The sequence below is a fragment of the Actinomadura sediminis genome, from assembly GCF_042675525.1.
In the GTDB taxonomy this organism is placed as follows: domain Bacteria; phylum Actinomycetota; class Actinomycetes; order Streptosporangiales; family Streptosporangiaceae; genus Spirillospora; species Spirillospora sediminis.
The window spans coordinates 1-16,760 of record NZ_JBHTJA010000127.1; the positions used below are offsets into that span (position 1 = coordinate 1).

The following is a 16,760-nucleotide window of genomic DNA, read 5'->3' on the forward strand; positions in this document are numbered from 1 at the left end:
GGTGCCCGCGCCCGGGTCCGGGCGACGCCCGGCGGTCTGCGCTCGCGGGGCGGGCTGTGCCACGCGGGCAGGCGGTACGCGCCTGGGAGGCCGGCCCGTGACGCGCGGCCGTCCGCGCTCGGGGGCGGGTCCCGCACGCGGGACCGGGGGCGGCGGGGTCGCGCGTGCGGGGGGGCGTCCGGTGGTGGAGGGGCCGGCGGGGCGGGGGTCAGGGGGCGATGCGCTGGGCGAGCCAGGCGAGGGCCATCGGGTAGCGGTAGTCGATGCCGCCGTGCCCGGCGTCGAACAGTTCGAACCGGACGACGTCGTCCGCGACGCCCGCGTCCCGCAGCGCCGCCCGGAACGCCTCGGCGCCGACGTCGAGGTACCACTCGTCGCGGGTGCCGCCGTCGATCCAGATCGCCCGCTGCGAGCGCATCGCGTCGGCGTGGGCGGGGACCATCCGCACCGGGTCCCACGCGAGCCACCGCTCCCACACGTCCTGCCGGATCACACCCGTGACCGGGTCGAACGGCAGTTCGGGGGTGCCGTCCTCGCGGGCGGAGTAGCAGACCGCCATGCCGAGGATGTTCAGCAGCTCCATGTCCTCGGGCTCGGTGAACGCGACGCGCCCGTTGAAGGCGTCCCACCAGCGCATGATGTCGCCGCCGTACTTGCGCAGGTGCCGGACGCACTTCGGGAACTCGGTGAGGTAGCAGTACTCGAACAGGGCGTCTCCCGCGTGGGTGGCGAGGGCGCCGAACAGGTCGGGCCGCAGCATCGGCGTGACCATCGCGCCGTATCCGCCGCTCGACTTGCCGCTGATCGCGCGGTGCGCGGGCGCGTCGAGCGTCCGGTAGCGCGCGTCGACCCACGGGACGATCTCGTCGCAGATGTACGAGTGGTAGCGGCCGGTGCCGGGGGAGTCGAGGAACTGGCTGCCGCCGTGCGCGGTCCACGCGTCCACGAACACGACGATCGCGGGCGGGGCCTCGCCGCGCGCGAACACCGCGTCGGCCGTCTCGGGGAACGGCTGCCGGTACGGCATCCGGTTCCGCCAGATCCCGGCGTGCCCGGTGAACCCGGTGATCACGTAGACGGACGGGTAACGGCGTTCGGGCTCGTCGTCGTACCCGGGCGGCGTGTACACCAGGATCGGGCGTTCGTGCGGGTCCTTCAGCGGGTTGCCGCGCAGCAGCTCGCTGCTGACGACGTGTTCCTCCAGGCGTCCGGCGAGTTCCGCCGACCACGGCAGCATGCGCACTCCCTCGTGCAGACTGATGATCGTCTTCGAGGGTACGCGGCCGGATGTCACAGCAGACGGGGCCGCATCGTCCTGCCTATGGACGGTCACCCGTGAAACAGGGGGAGAACCTGATGACCGACGAGGTGAACGACGGGGCGGCGCGGCTCCGCGGCCTGCACCGGCCGGGCGACCCGCTCGTCCTGCCGAACGTGTGGGACGCCGCGAGCGCGCGCGTCGTCCAGGAGGCGGGCTTCCCGGCGCTCGCCACGGCCAGCGCCGCGATCGCCGCGATGCTCGGCTACCCGGACGGCGAGGTCGCGCCGGTGGACGAGATGTTCGCCGCGGCCGCACGGGTGGTGCGGGCCGCGGACGTGCCGGTCACCGTGGACGCCGAGGCGGGGTACGGGCTGCCGCCCGCCGAGCTGGCGGAGCGGCTGCTGGCGATGGGTGCGGCGGGCTGCAACCTGGAGGACAGCCGCGGCGACGACCTGGTGGACCCGGAGGAGCAGGCCGCGTACCTCGCCGAGGTGCGGGCCGCCGCCGGGGACGCGCTCGTCATCAACGCGCGGGCCGACACGTTCATCCGGCAGGCCCCGGACCCGCTCGACGGCGCGCTCGCGCGGGGCCGCCGCTACCTGGCGGCGGGCGCCGACTGCGTCTACCCGATCATGGCGCCCGCCGAGACGGTGCGGGCGCTGGCCGAGGGGCTCCCGGGTCCGGTCAACGTGAACCAGTTCCCGGGGACCTCGCTGGGCGAGCTGGCCGCCGCCGGGGCCGCCCGCGTGTCGTACGGGCCGTTCCCGCACATGCACGTCATGGACGCGCTGAAGGAGTTCGCCGGGCGGCTCCGCGCGGGCGAGGACCCGGCCTGAGGGACGTGCGGGGCGGCCGGGACGCCCGCGCCGTGCGGGCGTCCCGGGGCTTGCAAGTGACCACTTACTAAGGCACAGTGGTACGCGCAACGCACTTTCGTTTCCCCCCGGGAAGTGAGGCCCCCGTATGACCGCGACGCAGGAGCAGGCGCCGCCCGAGGTCGTCACCGACTCCATCAGCGGCCTGGCCCTCGCGGCCGCCGCCGCGAACGTCGTCATGCAGCTCGCCCGCCTCCCCGTGGGACACGGTGTCGCCAACAGCACGGTCGACAGCGGCCGGATCGACAAGCACCCGATCAAGCGCGCCCGTACCACCCTCAGCTACATCGCCGTCGCCATGCTCGGCTCCGACGACGAGCGGGCCGCGATGCGCCGCGAGGTCGACCGCTCCCACCGGCACGTCAACGCCCGGGAACCCGTCAAGTACAACGCCTTCGACCGCGACCTGCAGCTCTGGGTCGCCGCGTGCCTCTACATGGGCACCGAGGACATCTACCGGATCCTGTACGGGGAGCCGGGTGAGGAGCAGCGCGAGACCCTCTACCGGTACGGCGCCCGCTTCGGCACGACCCTGCAGATGACCGAGGACATGTGGCCGGCCGACCGCGCCGCCTTCCAGAAGTACTGGGACGCCTCGCTGGCGGAGATCGAGATGGACGACCTCACCCGCGGCTACCTGCGCGACCTGACGGAACTGAAGTTCCTGCCCGCGCCCTTCCCGCAGTTGTTCGGCGCCTTCAACCGCTTCCAGACGGTCGGCTTCCTGCCGCAGCCGTTCCGCGACGAGCTCGGCTACCGCTGGACGGCCCGCGACCAGGCCCGCTTCGACCGCCTCATGCGCGCCCTCGGCCGCGTCAACCGCGCCCTGCCGCGCCCCCTGCGCGAGTTCCCGTTCAACGTCTACCTGTGGGACGTGCGCCGCCGCATCCGGGGCGGCCTCGCGATCGTCTGACGCCCCCGCCCCGAACCGGGGACCCGCGGTGTCCGGCACCCGCGCCCGCCGGACACCGCGGGTCCTCTCCTCCGTCAGCGCAGGGACGCGAAGAACGCCCGGAGGTCGCCGACGAGCGCGTCCGGTTCCTCCATCGCGAGGAAGTGCCCGCCCTTCCCGAGCTCGGTCCACCGGACGATGTTGTGGTCGCGCTCGGCCCACGGCCGGACCGTCACGTCGTGGGCCGAGACGAGCACGCCGGTCGGCACCGTCCCTCGTTCGGGGGCCCAGCCCCCGTCCGCCCCGCCGCTCCAGTCGTCCGCCCCGCCGCCCGGGGCATCCGTCCCGCCGCTCGGGTCGTCCGCCCACGCGCCGGCGGTGATCTCCTCGTAGTACACCTGCGCCGCCGACGCCGCCGTGCCCGTCAGCCAGTACAGCGACACGGTCGTCAGGATGCGGTCGCGGTCGATCGCGTCCTCGGGGAGCCCGCCCGCGGGCTCGGTCAGCTCCTTGAACTTCTCCACGATCCACGCGAGCTGCCCGGACGGCGAGTCGTGCAGGCCGTACCCGACGGTCTGCGGGCGCTTGGAGTTGCACTGCAGGTAGCCGTCGTTGAAGTCCTGCATCCGCCGCCACCGGTCGCGCTCCGCGTCCGACAGCCCGTCCATCTCGCCCTCGACGCCCGCCGGGAACGTGATCATCGCGTTGACGTGCACGCCGATCACCCGGTCGGGCGCCGCCAGGCCCAGCTTCGGCCCGACCCACGACCCGGTGTCGTAGCCGTGGACGCCGTACCGTCCGTACCCGAGCCGCTCCATCAGCTCCGCGAACACCGCCGCCATCCGCGCGGCGTCCATGCCCGGCCCCGCCAGCGGCGTCGAGAACCCGAAGCCCGGCAGCGACGGGATCACCAGGTGGAACGCGGCGGACGGTTCCGCGCCGTGCGCGCGCGGATCCGACAGCGGCCCGATGACGTCGAGGAAGTCGGTGAACGCGCCCGGCCAGCCGTGCAGGAGCAGCAGCGGGACGGCGTCCGGCTCCGGCGACCGGACGTGCAGGAAGTGCACGTTCTGGCCGTCGATCACGGTCGTGAACTGCGGGAACCCGTTGAGGGCGGCCTCGTGGACGCGCCAGTCGTAGCGGGTTCGCCAGTATTCGGCCAGCTCCCGCAGGTACCCGGCGGGGACGCCGCGGTCCCAGCCGACGCCCGGGAGCTCGTCCGGCCAGCGGGTCCGCGCGAGCCGCTCGTCCAGGTCGTCCAGCACCTCCCGTCCGATGTCGATCTTGAAGGGGCGGATCTCTCGTTCGGTCGTCATGCGGAGCACGCTAGGAAGGGCTTAGGTCCGGAACGGTCCCAACCGTGCGGCAGACTCGGCGGCGTGCCGACCACCACCTCCGCGCGGCTGCTGAAACTGCTGTCGCTGCTACAGGCCCACGGCGACCGGTCGGGCGCCGAACTCGCCGGACGCCTGGGCGTGACCCCCCGCACCGTCCGCCGCGACGTCGACCGGCTGCGGGAGCTCGGCTACCCCGTGCACGCGGTGCGCGGCACCGCCGGGTACCGGCTCGGCGCCGGGTCGGCCCTGCCGCCGCTGCTGCTCGACGACGACGAGGCCGTCGCCGTCGCCGTCGGGCTCCGCACCGCCGGGACCGTCGCCGGGATCGAGGAGACGGCGCTGCGGGCGCTCACCAAGCTCGAACGCGTCCTGCCCGCCCGGCTCCGCCACCGGGTCGGCGCGCTGAACGCGGCGACCGTCCGGGCGGGCGCCGCGCCCGGCCCCGCCGTCGACCCCGGCGCCCTCGTCGCGATCGCCGACGCGTGCCGCCGCCACGAGAGCCTCCGCATCGACTACCGCAGCCCCCGCGGCGGCGACACCCGCCGCACCGTCGAGCCGCACCGCCTCGTCAGCTTCGGCCGCCACTGGTACCTCGTCGCCTGGGACCCCGGACGGGACGACTGGCGCACCTTCCGCGTCGACCGGCTCACCCCGCGCACCCCGCCCGGCCCCCGGTTCGTCCCGCGCCCCCCGCCGGACGGCGACGTCGCCGCGTACCTCGCGCGCACGCTGTCGTCCCGCGCCTGGCCGGTCCGGGCCACCGTCGTCCTGCACGTCCCGGCGGACGACGCGGCCGAACGCGTCTGGCCCGGCATGGGCGTCGTCGAACCCGTCGACGACCGCACCTGCCGGCTGCACGTCGGCGCCGACACACCCGCCGACCTCGTGTGGATGATCACCTCGGTGGGCGTCGGCTTCACCGTCGCCGACGGCCCGCCGGACCTCGCCGACGCCCTGCGCCTCCAGGCCCGCCGCTGCCTGGACGCGCTCGGCTGACCCTCAGGACTTCCCGACGTCCCGGTCGAACGGGTCCGCGTCGAACGCGTCCTCGCCGTCCGCGGCGGTGTCGTTGCTCGACGGGCGGAGCGCCAGCTCGAAGTCGCCCCGGTGCTCCCGGACGCCCGTGACGACCGCGTCCTCCAGCACCTCCTCGCCCTTGCGCTGCCGCCGCATCATCGGGTCGTCGCGCAGGTCCTTCGCCAGCGCGACGCACAGGACGATCAGCACGATCGTGAACGGCAGCGACCCGATGAACGTGATGTTCTGGATGCCGTTCAACGCCTCGTCCCCGCCGATCACGAGCATGATCGCCGCGACGGCGCCGGTCACCGCGCCCCAGAAGATCACCATCCAGCGGGTGGGGTGCGTCGAGCCCCGCTGCGAGAGCGTCCCCATGACGATGGACGACACGTCCGCGCCGGACACGAAGAAGATCGCCACCAGGATCATCACCACGACCGCGGTGATGCCCGCCCACGGCAGGTCGCTCAGCACGTTGAACGTGATCTCCTCCGGCGAGCCGTCCCCGTAGGGGTTCTTCCCGTTCTGCTGGTCCCGGATGGCGACCCCGCCGAACACCGCGAACCAGAGCAGGCTGACCACGCTCGGCACGACGATGACCCCGGCGACGAACTGCCGGATCGTCCGTCCGCGGCTGATGCGGGCCAGGAACATCCCGACGAACGGCGCCCACGAGATCCACCACGCCCAGTAGAAGATCGTCCAGTTGGACAGGAACTTCTCCATCGGCCGCCCGCCGGTGGCGCCCGACCGCGACGCCATCTGCCCGAAGTCCTGGATGTACACGCCGATCGACGTGGGGATCAGTTGCAGCATGAACACGGTCGGGCCGACCAGGAAGATGAAGACCGCCAGAATGAGGGCCAGCACCATGTTGATGTTGGACAGCCACTGGACGCCCTTCGCGACGCCCGAGACCGCCGACAGGATGAAGCAGATCGTCAGCACCACGATGATCATGACGAGGACCGAGGTGCCGAGCGTCTCGATCCAGCCCGCCTCCTGCATGCCGGTCCGGATCTGCAGCGCGCCGATGCCCAGCGAGGCCGCCGAGCCGAACAGCGTCGCGAACAGCGCCAGGATGTCGATGATCTTGCCCGCCGGACCCTCACCGCGTCCCTTCGGGAACAGCGGCGCGAACGCCGAGCTGATCAGCTGCTTGCGCCCCCGCCGGAAGTGCCCGTAGCCGATCGCCAGCCCCAGCACCGCGTAGATCGCCCACGGGTGCAGCGACCAGTGGAACAGCGTCGTGGCCATCGACGTCTCGACCGCCGCCTCGCTCTGCGGCGCGTCCGTGCGGGGCGGCGGGTTGACGAAGTGCTCCAGCGGCTCGGCCATGCCGAAGAACATCAGGCCGATCCCCATGCCGGCGCTGAACATCATCGCGATCCAGGAGACGGTGCGGAACTCCGGCTCGTCGCCCTCCTGGCCGAGCGGGATCCGCCCGTACTTGCTGACCGCCAGCCAGAGCGAGAAGACCACGAACCCGGTCGCCGCCAGCACGAACATCCACCCGACGTTCGTCAGCAGCCAGTCGAGCGCGTTCTGCGCGACCGTGCTCAGGTTGTCCGTCCAGACGGCGCCCCAGAAGATCAGCGCCAACGCCAGCACCGCACTGATCCCGTACACGACCCAGTCGGTGCGCGGACGTCCCTCCTCATTGCCCGGTGGTGCGCCGTGACCCGGTTCTCGGTCGGTCCCGTGATCGGTCATCCCCATGCCACAGCCTTTTCCCGAGAATCTACGTTCTCACTTGAACGCGTTGGTAAAACGTTCCACGCCCGCCGGGTCAGAGCGCTCCGCCCCACCGCGCCCACTGCCCGAGCGCCCGGCTCGACCGCGCGCGGGCACGGGCCGGCCGTCACCCCGGGCCGGACCGGCGGGCCCGCACCATGGCGCCGCCCGCCTTGCCCGGCGCAGGCTAGGGCGCGGTGCCGACCGTGTCGCCGTAGACGGCGCGCAGTATCGACCTGTCGGTGTAGGTCAAAGGCCAAAGCTGGGAGTCGTCGAGCCATCCGTTCCAGTAGGAATGCCGAGCGCCGCCGCTGGACGTCACGCCGAACAGCAGAGGGCCGTCACCGGGCGAGGCGGTCCACCCTGTCGGCGCCACGGCGATCTCCTCCGGCATCAGCGGCGCCGAATGGCAGTTCCACGGCTCCCCGGGCACGCACACGTCGTAGGAGCCGTCCGCCTGGGTGCGCAGCCAGATTTCACCGGTGTCCGGGTCGTACCCGCCCATCAGGGAGACCCAGTGCTCCGTCCACGGTGAACCGTCCGCGGCGACCGCCATGTCCCGCTTCACCGAGGCGACGACACCGCCGTCGGCGGCGCGGTGCCGGAACGTCCAGCGGCTTCCGATCCAGCCGAGCTCGAACACGCCGCCGTCCGCAGCGGCCTGACTGACCGCGACCTGGTCACCGTCGAGGGACGCGAGCTTGACCCACGTCGCGAACATGAACCGCTCGCTCGTGTCCACCAGCGGCCTGACCTGCCCGAACTGGTGCCGCCCGTTCAGCCGGACGGCTCTGTCGGTGCCGATGCCGAGGTTCCCCGGCTCCCCGAACCGCACTCCGGGCGTGAACCTCAGGTCGGCGTCCGGGTTCGCGACCCCGGTGCCCTCGACGGCCCGGGCCACCGGGCCCGCGGCGTCGTCCATGGACCAGCCCGCGTACCGCGCGGGCATCTCGTCCGCCGAAGCCGGGGCCGCGAGCGCGGATACGGCGAGCACCCCCGACGCGAGCACCCCCACCGCGCGAAGATGCATGCGGAACACGCCATTGCCGAAACCGGCGGAGTTCGGCAGAACGCCCATGGTCACCTCATTTTCCCGTCTGACGAGCGAGTCGAGTCAATGTAGCGACGCGAACCCCCTCGTGGAAGATCGCGCCCCGGGCTTGTCCGCCGAAGTCGGGGCCGCGTCGAGGCAATTCGGTGTCGTGGGTCTCGGGCGTCTTCTAGCGTCGGTCCGGTGATGATTCCCGGCGGCGTCCACGAAGCCCATGCTTGACCCGCATTTCGTGTTCCTCGCCGCCGCGATCGGCCTGACGGGGAGCGTGCGGTACGCGATCGCGACGGTCCGGGGGAGCACCCGGCCCAACCGGGTGACGTGGTCCCTGTGGGCGGCGGCGCCGCTCATCGGGTTCTTCGCGCAGCTCGACGGCGGTGTCGGCCTGCCGTCCGTCACGACGCTCTCGGCCGGCCTCGGCCCGCTGATCGTGCTGCTCGCCTCGTTCGCCAATCGGCGGAGCACGGCGCGCGTCGGCGCCTTCGACCTCGCCTGCGGCGCGGTCGCGGTCATGGCGCTGATCGTCTGGGTGGGGCTGGACAGGGCGCCCGTCGCGGTCGTGTTCGCGGTCCTCGCGGACGGGGTCGGCGCCGTCCCGACGATCCGCAAGGCGTGGGGCGACCCCGAGTCGGAGAACGCCGGCTTCTATGCCCTCGTGGGCGTCAACTCCACCATCACCCTGCTGACGATCGACAGGTGGACGCTCGACACGTGGGTCTTCCCGGGCTACATGCTCGCGATCTGCCTGACCCTCCTCGCGATCATCGGCCTGCGCCGCCCCCGCGTCCGGCCGCTCGAATCCGGGGCGGGCTGAGCCGCCCGACGATCACGACGCGTCCAGGCGGGCCGGGTTCACGGCCCGCTCTTGCTGCGCTCGTAGTGGCGGGCGGCTTTGGCCCTGTTGCCGCAGACGGCCATGGAGCACCAGCGGCGGGTGCCGTTCTTGGTGGCGTCATGGAAGTACAGCACGCAGTTGGGGTGCGCGCAGGGCTTGATGCGGCCGGGGCTCTCGGTCAGGAGCCGTAGGTAGTCGGCGGCGGCCAGCCAGGACGGCAGCCAGGCGGGGTCGTCGGTCCGCGGATGGTGCTCCGGGCCGTCGGGCCCGAGCCGGGGGTGCAGCGCACCGTGCGCGAGGACCCGGTTGAGCGCTTCCGCCTTTTCGGGGGACGAGCGTCGCTCAGCGAGGCCCAGGAGGACGTCGCGGGTCTCCACGACGGCGTCGAGCGTCGCCCGGTCGGCCGTCGCGCGATCGTCCAGACCGGCCGAGCGCAGCCAGACGGCCAGCCCGCCGGTGGAGTCGAGCAGATCGTGACGGACGCCGTCGTCGATCCACCGCGTGTTGATCAGGTCGAGGCACAGCGGCTCCCCGATGAGCGGGCGAGGGTCCGCGGCGACCTGCTCCTGGGATCGATGCTCCGCATGCACGCCCCCAACTCTACCCGCCTATCGCGCCTTAGCCGGTTGACGATCGTCCTCTAACCTTCTATATTTCGATAGCCAGTTAGATCAACGCCGGGCAGGACGCCCGGGTTTGCGAGGTGTGTCATGGAGACGGTCACCATCAAGGCGCTGCAGACGGGGCACGTGGGGCTGAACGTCACCGACCTGGACCGGTCGCTGCCCTTCTACCAGCGCGTCTTCGGGTTCGAGGTGCAGGCCGAAGGCAGGGAGGACGGCCGCCGCTGGGCCTTCCTCGGACGGGACGGGCGGCTCGTGCTGACCCTCTGGCAGCAGAGCGACACCGCCTTCCCGACCCGGTCGGCGGGCCTGCACCACCTGTCGTTCCAGGTCGACTCGATCGACGAGGTGAAGGCCACCGAACGGGTGCTGCGCGAGCTGGGCGCCGAGCTCGTCCACGACGGCGTCGTCCCGCACGGCGAGGGGGCCTCCTCCGGCGGCGTCTTCTTCACCGACCCGGACGGGATCCGGCTGGAGATCTACGCGCCCACCGGCGCCGACACCGCACCCGCGCCGAGCGGCGCGGCCCCGACCTGCGGGTTCTTCTAACCCTCACCGCTTCGACGAAAGGAGGCCGCTGTGGCGGCCGACGTCTACCACGAAGGCGAACGAGCCGCCCAGCGGCGCGCCGGCCTGCTGGACCAGGGCGGGTTCTCGGGCCGCGCCATCCGCGCGGAGATCCCCGAGGTGGCGAGCAAGTTCCTCGCCCAGCAGCCGATGCTGGTGCTCGGCGCCGCCGACGGCCGGGGGCGCCTGTGGGCCACGCTCCTCACCGGACGGCCCGGCTTCCTGCGCGCCGACGACGACCGCACCCTCACGGTCGACGCCCGCACGGGCCCGGACGACCCGCTGCACGATCGGCTCTCCGGGCCCGCACCGGTCGGCATGCTCGCCATCGAGCCGTCCCGGCACCGGCGGATGCGGATGAACGGACGCGCCGTCCCGACCGCGCGCGGGCTGCGCGTCACGCTCGACCAGGTGTACTCCAACTGCCCCAAGTACATCCAGAAGCGCGAGCCGCGGTGGGAACCCGCGGCCCCCGGCCGGCCGGAACGCTCCAACGCGTTGACCGGCGACCAGCGGCGATGGATCACCGGAGCCGACACCTTCTTCATCGCCACCGCCGACCGCGAGGGCAACGCCGACGTCTCCCACCGCGGCGGCGCCCCGGGCTTCGTGGAGTCGGTGTCGCCGACCGTCCTGCGCTGGCCCGACTACGTCGGCAACGCCATGTTCAACACCCTGGGCAACCTGGAGGTCCAGCCCCGGGCGGGGCTGCTGTTCCCCGACTGGCGCACCGGCGCCGTCCTGCAGCTCACCGGGACGGCGCGCACCGACTGGGACCCCGCGCACGCCGCCGCCGTCCCGGGCGCCGAACGGCTCGTCGAGTTCACCGTCACCGACGTCGTCGAGATCCCCGGCGCCGTCCCGCTGCGGTGGAGCGACCCGGTCCCGTCCCGCTTCAACCCTCCCGTGCCCCCACTCGGGGAAGCCCCCTGACCCGTCCGCGCCGACCGGCGAGGCCCCCGCCGCGCTCGGCCCGACGGCCGCTACCGGACGCGCGCCGATGACTTTCCCAGTGAACACTGGCAAAGTCGTCGGCCGGAGCAGATGATGTCCTGCATGAGACCCCTCCCCGTTCGGCTGATCATTGCGGCCATCGCCGTCCTCGCCCTCGCCCCCGTGCCCGCCGTACACGCTGAACCCCCGCCCGCCGCGCTCAGGGACGTCCCGCTGCCGTTCCTGTGGCCGAGGGCGGGGGTGTACAGCGTCGCCGCCGTCTCCGACACCGAGGCATGGATCTCCGGCCGCCAAGGGCAGATCGGCGACGGCCTCGGCAACCCGGTGGTGCGGCGCCGGGCGGGTTCGCAATGGAAGGAGTACCCGCTCGAAGGCTGGTCCGGCAACGGCGCCATCTACCAGGTCGTCGCGCACGCCGGCGAGGTCTGGGCCTGGGGCGTCCAGGACGGGACGCGCCTCTACCTGGCGCGGTTCGACGGCACCGCGTTCCGGCCCGTCGCCCCGCCGCCCGACGTCGCCCAAGCCCACGGCACCCGCATGTGGGCCGGCCCGGCCGGGCTGTGGATCCAGATCTACGTCCTGAGCCCGGACGGCAGCCTGCTCCTGCCCACGCTGTTCCGCCGCGTCGGCGACCACTGGAAGCCCGACCCCGTCGCCCGTCCGCTGCAACACGGAGTCGCGGACGTCCAAGCCCGCAGCGCCACCGAGGCCTGGACCGGAAGCTGCCGCTACAACACCGACGCCGAACGCCTGGACTCGGTCGTCCTGCGGTGGAACGGCTCCACCTGGACCACTCTGCCCCCGCTTCCCACCGAACGGTGCGTCACCAGCGTCGCCCCCGCCGCCGACGGGACTGTCTGGGCGCTCACCTGGGACGCCCTGTTCCGCTGGAACGGCGAGACGTGGACCGCGGCACCCGCCGGTGCCTTCGACAGTTACGGCGAGAAGGTACGACTGGACAGCAACGGCAACCCGCTCGTGGTCCTCGGCCGTCCGTCCCTGTACGGCCCGGCACCGCTACTGCGCTACGCGGACGGCGCCTGGCAGAAGTTCACCACCCCGATCGAGGCATGGGCGTACGACGTCTCCGTCGCGCCGAGCGGCCGGATCTGGGTGACGGGGAGCACACGGATCAATTCCCCCCTGATGCTCACCGCCCCCTGATCCCCGACGCCGGACACGCTCGAGGAACCTGGGGCCGCCGAACCATGGCCGGTCGGGTCGATCCACGACCCGACCGGCATCACGAAGGTTCGCCGGACCCGCGGCCCGCAGTCATTGCCCGATCATCCGCCGCTGCTTTGGATCGCTTTCTCGAGCGCCGCAGTCCGCTTGGCCACCTGCGTCTTCAAGGGGGCAAGGGTCGCGGCGTGCTTCGCGATCGCGGTCTCCTGATGGCCCTTCTCGATGGCGGTCAGAGTGGGAACGTACTCCACCTGCTGCTGGCAGGTGACATCGGCGACGGCCGTGTCGATCTCCGCCTTCGAGACGGGCTGCGTGAGATCGAAGGCGGCAGCAGCCTTCAGCGGACTGGCGTAGCCGTTATAGCCCTTCTCGGCCATGCACCGCCGCCAGGCCTCGTCCACCTTGCGGGTCCTGGTGTCCTGAACGGCCTTGATGAAGGCCTCCTGGTTCAACTCTGCCGCAAGATGGTTCGCCTCTGCGGCCTCGGGTGACTGAGACGTGAACAGCAGTTTTCGGTCGGTCTGGCCGGCGCACCCTCCGGGCGGGATCGCCTTGCCGTGATAACTTCCGGGCGAGACCTTCTGAGCCTGCGTATCGGGCATCTTCTGCACGGAAGACGAGGCCGGTTTCCGGGCTCCGGTGAAGACCAGGTACTTGTCCGGCGGCATCGCCATCGGCGACGTATCGGACTCCGCGCCGCTCTCGGAAGACGGCTGCGGGGGCAGGTGGTAACCGAACCTGCTCGCGGCGACCGGATCGCTGATCCCATAGCGGCGGCTGTTGTTAACGGCGAACGAAGCGGCGATCACCTCCGTCCGGTCGGTGTAGTGCGGAAGATACGACAGCCCGAACGACCTCATGCATTCGCGGTTCATGACGTTCCGCTGGTTGTGGAGCTGCGCCTCCTGGGCTCCACTGAGGCGATAGGCGTCCAGCGGCATCGCGCTGGTGCGGACCGAAGGTTCGTAGACCGTGGTGACGGAGGGCTGCTCGGACGGGCCCGCCGAGGCGGGAGACTCCGAACCCACGAGAATGAGAGCGGCCGCCACTCCGGTCGCGGCCGCGGTGCTGCCCCCGGCGATCAGAACTACACGTCGTGACATCCGGTTCGTCAAAGCTCGTCCTTTGCGATGGGAGGGAACGGGGCTCGGCAGCGGCGCCCTGTCAGCATAGGTTTCCTCTGGACGTGGACGCCTCGTTATTCCTGAGGTAGCCGTTGAGGTTCCCCCAAGAGCCCCCGCTGACCCAGTTGAAGTTCCCCGTATAGTTCGGATAGACCCAGACCGTAACGCCCTTGCAGTCCACGGCGCTCATCGACGCGGCGTTGTTGCGGATGTAGGTATTCCAGCCGGCGCAACTGCCGTCACCGCCCTGGGAGCAATGGGCGAACCTCCACTGACCGAGGTTCGGCGCTCTGTAGTTGAAACCCCACACCGCATTGTTGCTGCCGAACCAGACGTTGGGGGCATAGTAGAGGCAGTAGGTTCCTCCCTTGCATTGGGCTTGGGAACCGGCTGTGACATTCCAGCCGGTGGCTTGCGCCGGAGCCGCCGCGGCAAAGGCCGTAAACCCTGCCGCAACGGCCACCGTCATGGACACCAGTCGAGGTACGTACTTGCTCCATGGACGAGTCACGTGAACCCACTCCTTCAAATCAATGAATGCCGTAACCCCGTATGTGGGTACGCGTACCCAGTGCAGAGTGACATTGAATGTCGAGCCAAGGTAAGTCCGACATGACTCGCCCAAAGCTACGTTGTCGATGATCAACGATCAAGATGCACCCGTCCGGGCACTGCCCCTCAAGACCACTCCCCTGTAACGGTCAGTAACAGAATCAGGCGCCATTGTGATCACCGACGTGAGGACTCGGCCGGCCGGATTGCCGCATTAGGTCGCCGACTATCTATTACCGGCTCGGTGACCAGCGAAGTATCCGCGTCGTGACTCAGGGTGTGGTTTCTTTGCGCGCCGCGTGTAAGCCACTGTTGCCGACGCAGGCTGTCCGAATGCGGCCCGCCAGTTGACCCCAGTGCTTACTTTGCTATCGACAACACGGCCCTCCAACGGGGCCACTGCGACAAGTTGGGCTGACACGCACCAGCCGCCGCTACGGACGCACGGCGCCACCGGTCGGCCTCGGTCGATGTTCGTCCGGCAGGGGTGTCGCTATAAAGATCGGCGGTTCGACCCCCATGCCCACCTCCAAGACCAGCAAGAACGCCCCGGAGCCATAGGTTCCGGGGCGTTCTTCTGTACGGCAACACGTCCCTGGGCATGCGCATCGGGGCCGTGGAACCCACCGGCGGCTTTGACCACCCCGGCGCGACTCCCGCTCCACCGTCCCCCAGGCGTAGCCGTGCTAGGGAAGGACCCTGCCGGGCGCCGAGCGCTGACGCGGTGACCGGCGCCCGCTCCAGGGAGTCGGAGGATGCGATCGCATACTCAGGACCTCCCTACTTGCGCGACGGTCTCCTTCGAGCGGCGCAGCCGATGGTCGATGAGGCCCAGGAGAAGCAGGACGCCCAGCAAGAAGACGGTGTTGACGGCGTACTTGACCGGGTAGGACGTCTCGCCGAGCGGCTCGACCACGAAGGCCAGCGCCGAGTTGACCACGAGCGCGGCTCCGCCGGCCGCGAGGAGGTGCCGATGGTTCCAGCCGCGGCGACCGGCGTACCGCAGCAGGCAGCCGGCCGCGAGTGTGAGGGCGAGCGCTGAGAGCGCCACTCCTGCCCAGGACGCGGGTGCCAACTGGTGGGTGCCCCACAGCACCACGGCACCGCACCCCACCGCCCACGGCGGCGGTACCCGACCCGACACGGGCCCGGACCGACGGGGGATGGCGAACGCCGCGATGCCCAGCAGTACCGCGATCGCCGCAGTGGTGCCCAACTGCGCCGGGCTCGCCATGAAGTCCTCGGTGTGCTCCCTGCAGATGATCGCCGCGCCCAGCCCGTACAGGACGACCATCGTCGCGATGCCGGTCCGTCCAAGCCATGGACGCTTCGCGTAACGCGGCGCGCACGCCTCGATGACCGCGATGGGGGCGCCGAAACTCCAGATCACGTGGCCTGCGACGAAGCTCAGCAGGTACTTGGCGCTGAGGCCCAGCTCCGGGATGTGGGTCGGCAGCCGGTCGCGGTCCCACGACGGTTCGTCCACGAAGTCGGGATTGAACAGGCTCTGATCGATCAGCCCCGCCTGGACGAGCCCGAACGCCGCGCCCAGCAGCACGATCGTCGGCCAGCCCCGGCCGGTACGGCGGGCGGCCTCCCGGATCAGTACCGCGACGGTCCCGTACAGCGGGGCGAGGATGAGCAGTCCGCCGAGCAGCACCAGTGGACGCCCGATGATCTGGTCGTAGCCGATGAGGTACTCGGCGCAGATCGGCGACAGCAGTAGCAGCGCCACCACCAGCGCCATCCGGCGCGGGAGCGGAGGCAGGCCGGAGCGTTCCACGTTCATGATCTCGAAACTAGAAGCCCGACTCCGCGCCGACAGTCGTCCAAAGACGATCAACGGCCGCCCAAGGTCGGTATTCGCTCAGGCTTTGGTCGCCCGGCCTTACCGACAGCCACCACCGCGGGTCTGCCCAGCTAACGGCCCTGTCGCTCGTTCGCGGGTTAGCGGCCTGCCGCCCCGCAGGCTCCTGCTCGCCCGGCTCGGCACCATCAAGCCCGGCAAGCGCGATGTCTCGCCAAGACCACCGGAGCATGCCCGGAGACGAGCGCACTCGCCGTACTGGTCCGCTCCTTCGCACTGGTGACCACCGCCGACAGCACAGACCGGCTGCATACGCCGAAACCGCACCCCCGACGCATGGCGTCCGCTTAGTTCTCCTGGGCGGCTACCAGGGCGAAGGAGAGCAATTCACCGCCGTCTGTGGCGAGCATCTCGATGACAGACCGGTTCGCTTGCGGTCCGGGCGGTGTTCCGCGCCCGCCCGGGTTCACAGCAGCCAGCCCCGCCAGGCATCTCGCTGCAGCCGCGCGGACGTGACGTTCACCAACTCGGTGATCTCCCACTGGAAGCGCCACCACTCCGCCGTATCGCTGACACCCGCCTCGCCGAAGACGGCTGCCGCCTCTTCCGGGGGATCCCCAAGTCGGCTGCAACGACCTGGGCACCGTATTCACGGGCCAGGAACACCGACGTAGCGCCCGTGCCGGAGCCGAGGTCGAGAATCCGCGTCCCCGGGCGCAGATCGAGGTCCTCCAGCAGCCACAACGGGTTTGGCCCATGTCGAGGTGAAGCATGGGGTTGGCGACGGCTCGGCCGTGCCATGCGTTCGCCAGTCGGGTCTTGAGCGCGTCGGCTCCGGGGAAGAACGCGCCTAACCAGGGTTATTGGGTGATGGCGGTCGGGTAAGTCGACGGACCGTCGGTGTGGGCGTATGCCGGTGGTATGGCCAGATACCCCCAGGGCG

At 71.0% G+C, this 16,760-nt stretch carries 15 protein-coding genes; 7 read left to right on the plus strand and 8 right to left on the minus strand.

Annotation, left to right across the window (positions count from 1 at the left end; genetic code table 11):
• Positions 1-208: 208 nt before the first annotated feature.
• Positions 209-1,237, minus strand: a complete 1,029-nt coding sequence (locus ACFQ11_RS33360; RefSeq protein ID WP_378306085.1) for an alpha/beta hydrolase — start codon at positions 1,235-1,237, stop codon at positions 209-211.
• 119 nt (positions 1,238-1,356) lie between these two features.
• Between ACFQ11_RS33360 and ACFQ11_RS33365 the strand changes: the two genes are divergently transcribed.
• Positions 1,357-2,097 (plus strand): isocitrate lyase/PEP mutase family protein, encoded by a 741-nt coding sequence (locus ACFQ11_RS33365; protein ID WP_378306087.1) that lies wholly within the window; start codon positions 1,357-1,359, stop codon positions 2,095-2,097.
• 127 nt (positions 2,098-2,224) lie between these two features.
• Positions 2,225-3,049 carry an oxygenase MpaB family protein gene (locus ACFQ11_RS33370; RefSeq protein WP_378306089.1) on the plus strand — a complete coding sequence of 275 codons (825 nt, stop codon included), beginning with the start codon at positions 2,225-2,227 and terminating at the stop codon, positions 3,047-3,049.
• Positions 3,050-3,123: 74 nt separating this feature from the next.
• On the opposite strand, the gene ACFQ11_RS33375 is transcribed toward ACFQ11_RS33370, so the two are convergent.
• Positions 3,124-4,344, minus strand: coding sequence for an epoxide hydrolase family protein (locus ACFQ11_RS33375; protein WP_378306091.1), 1,221 nt, complete (start codon positions 4,342-4,344; stop codon positions 3,124-3,126).
• A 63-nt stretch (positions 4,345-4,407) separates the two neighbouring features.
• On the opposite strand from ACFQ11_RS33375, the gene ACFQ11_RS33380 reads away from it, so the two are divergent.
• The gene (locus ACFQ11_RS33380; protein ID WP_378306093.1) at positions 4,408-5,361 is read left to right on the plus strand and encodes a helix-turn-helix transcriptional regulator; all 954 of its coding nucleotides are present in this window, start codon (positions 4,408-4,410) and stop codon (positions 5,359-5,361) included.
• A gap of 3 nt (positions 5,362-5,364) precedes the next feature.
• Here ACFQ11_RS33380 and ACFQ11_RS33385 read toward each other — a convergent pair whose 3' ends face one another.
• Both ACFQ11_RS33385 and ACFQ11_RS33390 read right to left on the minus strand, forming a co-directional pair.
• Positions 5,365-7,104 carry a BCCT family transporter gene (locus tag ACFQ11_RS33385; RefSeq protein WP_378306095.1) on the minus strand — a complete coding sequence of 580 codons (1,740 nt, stop codon included), beginning with the start codon at positions 7,102-7,104 and terminating at the stop codon, positions 5,365-5,367.
• A gap of 202 nt (positions 7,105-7,306) precedes the next feature.
• Positions 7,307-8,197, minus strand: coding sequence for a hypothetical protein (locus ACFQ11_RS33390; protein ID WP_378306097.1), 891 nt, complete (start codon positions 8,195-8,197; stop codon positions 7,307-7,309).
• 187 nt (positions 8,198-8,384) lie between these two features.
• Between ACFQ11_RS33390 and ACFQ11_RS33395 the strand changes: the two genes are divergently transcribed.
• Positions 8,385-8,984, plus strand: coding sequence for a hypothetical protein (locus ACFQ11_RS33395; RefSeq protein WP_378306099.1), 600 nt, complete (start codon positions 8,385-8,387; stop codon positions 8,982-8,984).
• A gap of 38 nt (positions 8,985-9,022) precedes the next feature.
• Here the strand turns inward: ACFQ11_RS33395 and ACFQ11_RS33400 are convergent, their stop codons facing one another.
• The gene (locus tag ACFQ11_RS33400) at positions 9,023-9,595 is read right to left on the minus strand and encodes a CGNR zinc finger domain-containing protein (RefSeq protein WP_378306102.1); all 573 of its coding nucleotides are present in this window, start codon (positions 9,593-9,595) and stop codon (positions 9,023-9,025) included.
• Between the two features lie 120 nt (positions 9,596-9,715).
• Between ACFQ11_RS33400 and ACFQ11_RS33405 the strand changes: the two genes are divergently transcribed.
• The 3 genes from ACFQ11_RS33405 to ACFQ11_RS33415 all read left to right on the plus strand — a co-directional run bounded on the left by ACFQ11_RS33405 (position 9,716) and on the right by ACFQ11_RS33415 (position 12,313).
• Positions 9,716-10,177, plus strand: a complete 462-nt coding sequence (locus ACFQ11_RS33405) for a VOC family protein (RefSeq protein ID WP_378306105.1) — start codon at positions 9,716-9,718, stop codon at positions 10,175-10,177.
• 30 nt (positions 10,178-10,207) lie between these two features.
• Entirely contained in the window at positions 10,208-11,128 is a 921-nt protein-coding gene (locus tag ACFQ11_RS33410) for a pyridoxamine 5'-phosphate oxidase family protein (RefSeq protein ID WP_378306107.1), read from the plus strand.
• 123 nt (positions 11,129-11,251) lie between these two features.
• Entirely contained in the window at positions 11,252-12,313 is a 1,062-nt protein-coding gene (locus tag ACFQ11_RS33415) for a WD40/YVTN/BNR-like repeat-containing protein (protein ID WP_378306109.1), read from the plus strand.
• 122 nt (positions 12,314-12,435) lie between these two features.
• On the opposite strand, the gene ACFQ11_RS33420 is transcribed toward ACFQ11_RS33415, so the two are convergent.
• The 3 genes from ACFQ11_RS33420 to ACFQ11_RS33430 form a co-directional block, all read right to left on the minus strand.
• On the minus strand, positions 12,436-13,449 hold the full coding sequence (locus ACFQ11_RS33420; RefSeq protein ID WP_378306111.1) for a hypothetical protein: 1,014 nt from the start codon (positions 13,447-13,449) through the stop codon (positions 12,436-12,438).
• A 49-nt stretch (positions 13,450-13,498) separates the two neighbouring features.
• Positions 13,499-13,927: a hypothetical protein gene (locus ACFQ11_RS33425; RefSeq protein WP_378306113.1), complete on the minus strand. Its 429-nt coding sequence runs from the start codon at positions 13,925-13,927 to the stop codon at positions 13,499-13,501.
• Between the two features lie 852 nt (positions 13,928-14,779).
• Positions 14,780-15,799 carry a hypothetical protein gene (locus tag ACFQ11_RS33430; RefSeq protein ID WP_378306115.1) on the minus strand — a complete coding sequence of 340 codons (1,020 nt, stop codon included), beginning with the start codon at positions 15,797-15,799 and terminating at the stop codon, positions 14,780-14,782.
• Positions 15,800-16,760 lie beyond the last annotated feature (961 nt).

Excerpts from the sequence above, each read along its gene's own strand:
- ACFQ11_RS33365 (WP_378306087.1), top strand. The coding sequence starts at position 1,357 with ATGACCGACGAGGTGAACGACGGGGCGGCGCGGCTCCGCGGCCTGCAC.
- ACFQ11_RS33390 (WP_378306097.1), bottom strand. The coding sequence starts at position 8,197 with ATGGGCGTTCTGCCGAACTCCGCCGGTTTCGGCAATGGCGTGTTCCGC.
- ACFQ11_RS33395 (WP_378306099.1), top strand. The coding sequence starts at position 8,385 with ATGCTTGACCCGCATTTCGTGTTCCTCGCCGCCGCGATCGGCCTGACG.
- ACFQ11_RS33370 (WP_378306089.1), top strand. The coding sequence starts at position 2,225 with ATGACCGCGACGCAGGAGCAGGCGCCGCCCGAGGTCGTCACCGACTCC.
- ACFQ11_RS33385 (WP_378306095.1), bottom strand. The coding sequence starts at position 7,104 with ATGGGGATGACCGATCACGGGACCGACCGAGAACCGGGTCACGGCGCA.
- ACFQ11_RS33415 (WP_378306109.1), top strand. The coding sequence starts at position 11,252 with ATGAGACCCCTCCCCGTTCGGCTGATCATTGCGGCCATCGCCGTCCTC.
- ACFQ11_RS33425 (WP_378306113.1), bottom strand. The coding sequence starts at position 13,927 with ATGACGGTGGCCGTTGCGGCAGGGTTTACGGCCTTTGCCGCGGCGGCT.
- ACFQ11_RS33375 (WP_378306091.1), bottom strand. The coding sequence starts at position 4,344 with ATGACGACCGAACGAGAGATCCGCCCCTTCAAGATCGACATCGGACGG.
- ACFQ11_RS33405 (WP_378306105.1), top strand. The coding sequence starts at position 9,716 with ATGGAGACGGTCACCATCAAGGCGCTGCAGACGGGGCACGTGGGGCTG.
- ACFQ11_RS33360 (WP_378306085.1), bottom strand. The coding sequence starts at position 1,237 with ATGCTGCCGTGGTCGGCGGAACTCGCCGGACGCCTGGAGGAACACGTC.
- ACFQ11_RS33430 (WP_378306115.1), bottom strand. The coding sequence starts at position 15,799 with ATGAACGTGGAACGCTCCGGCCTGCCTCCGCTCCCGCGCCGGATGGCG.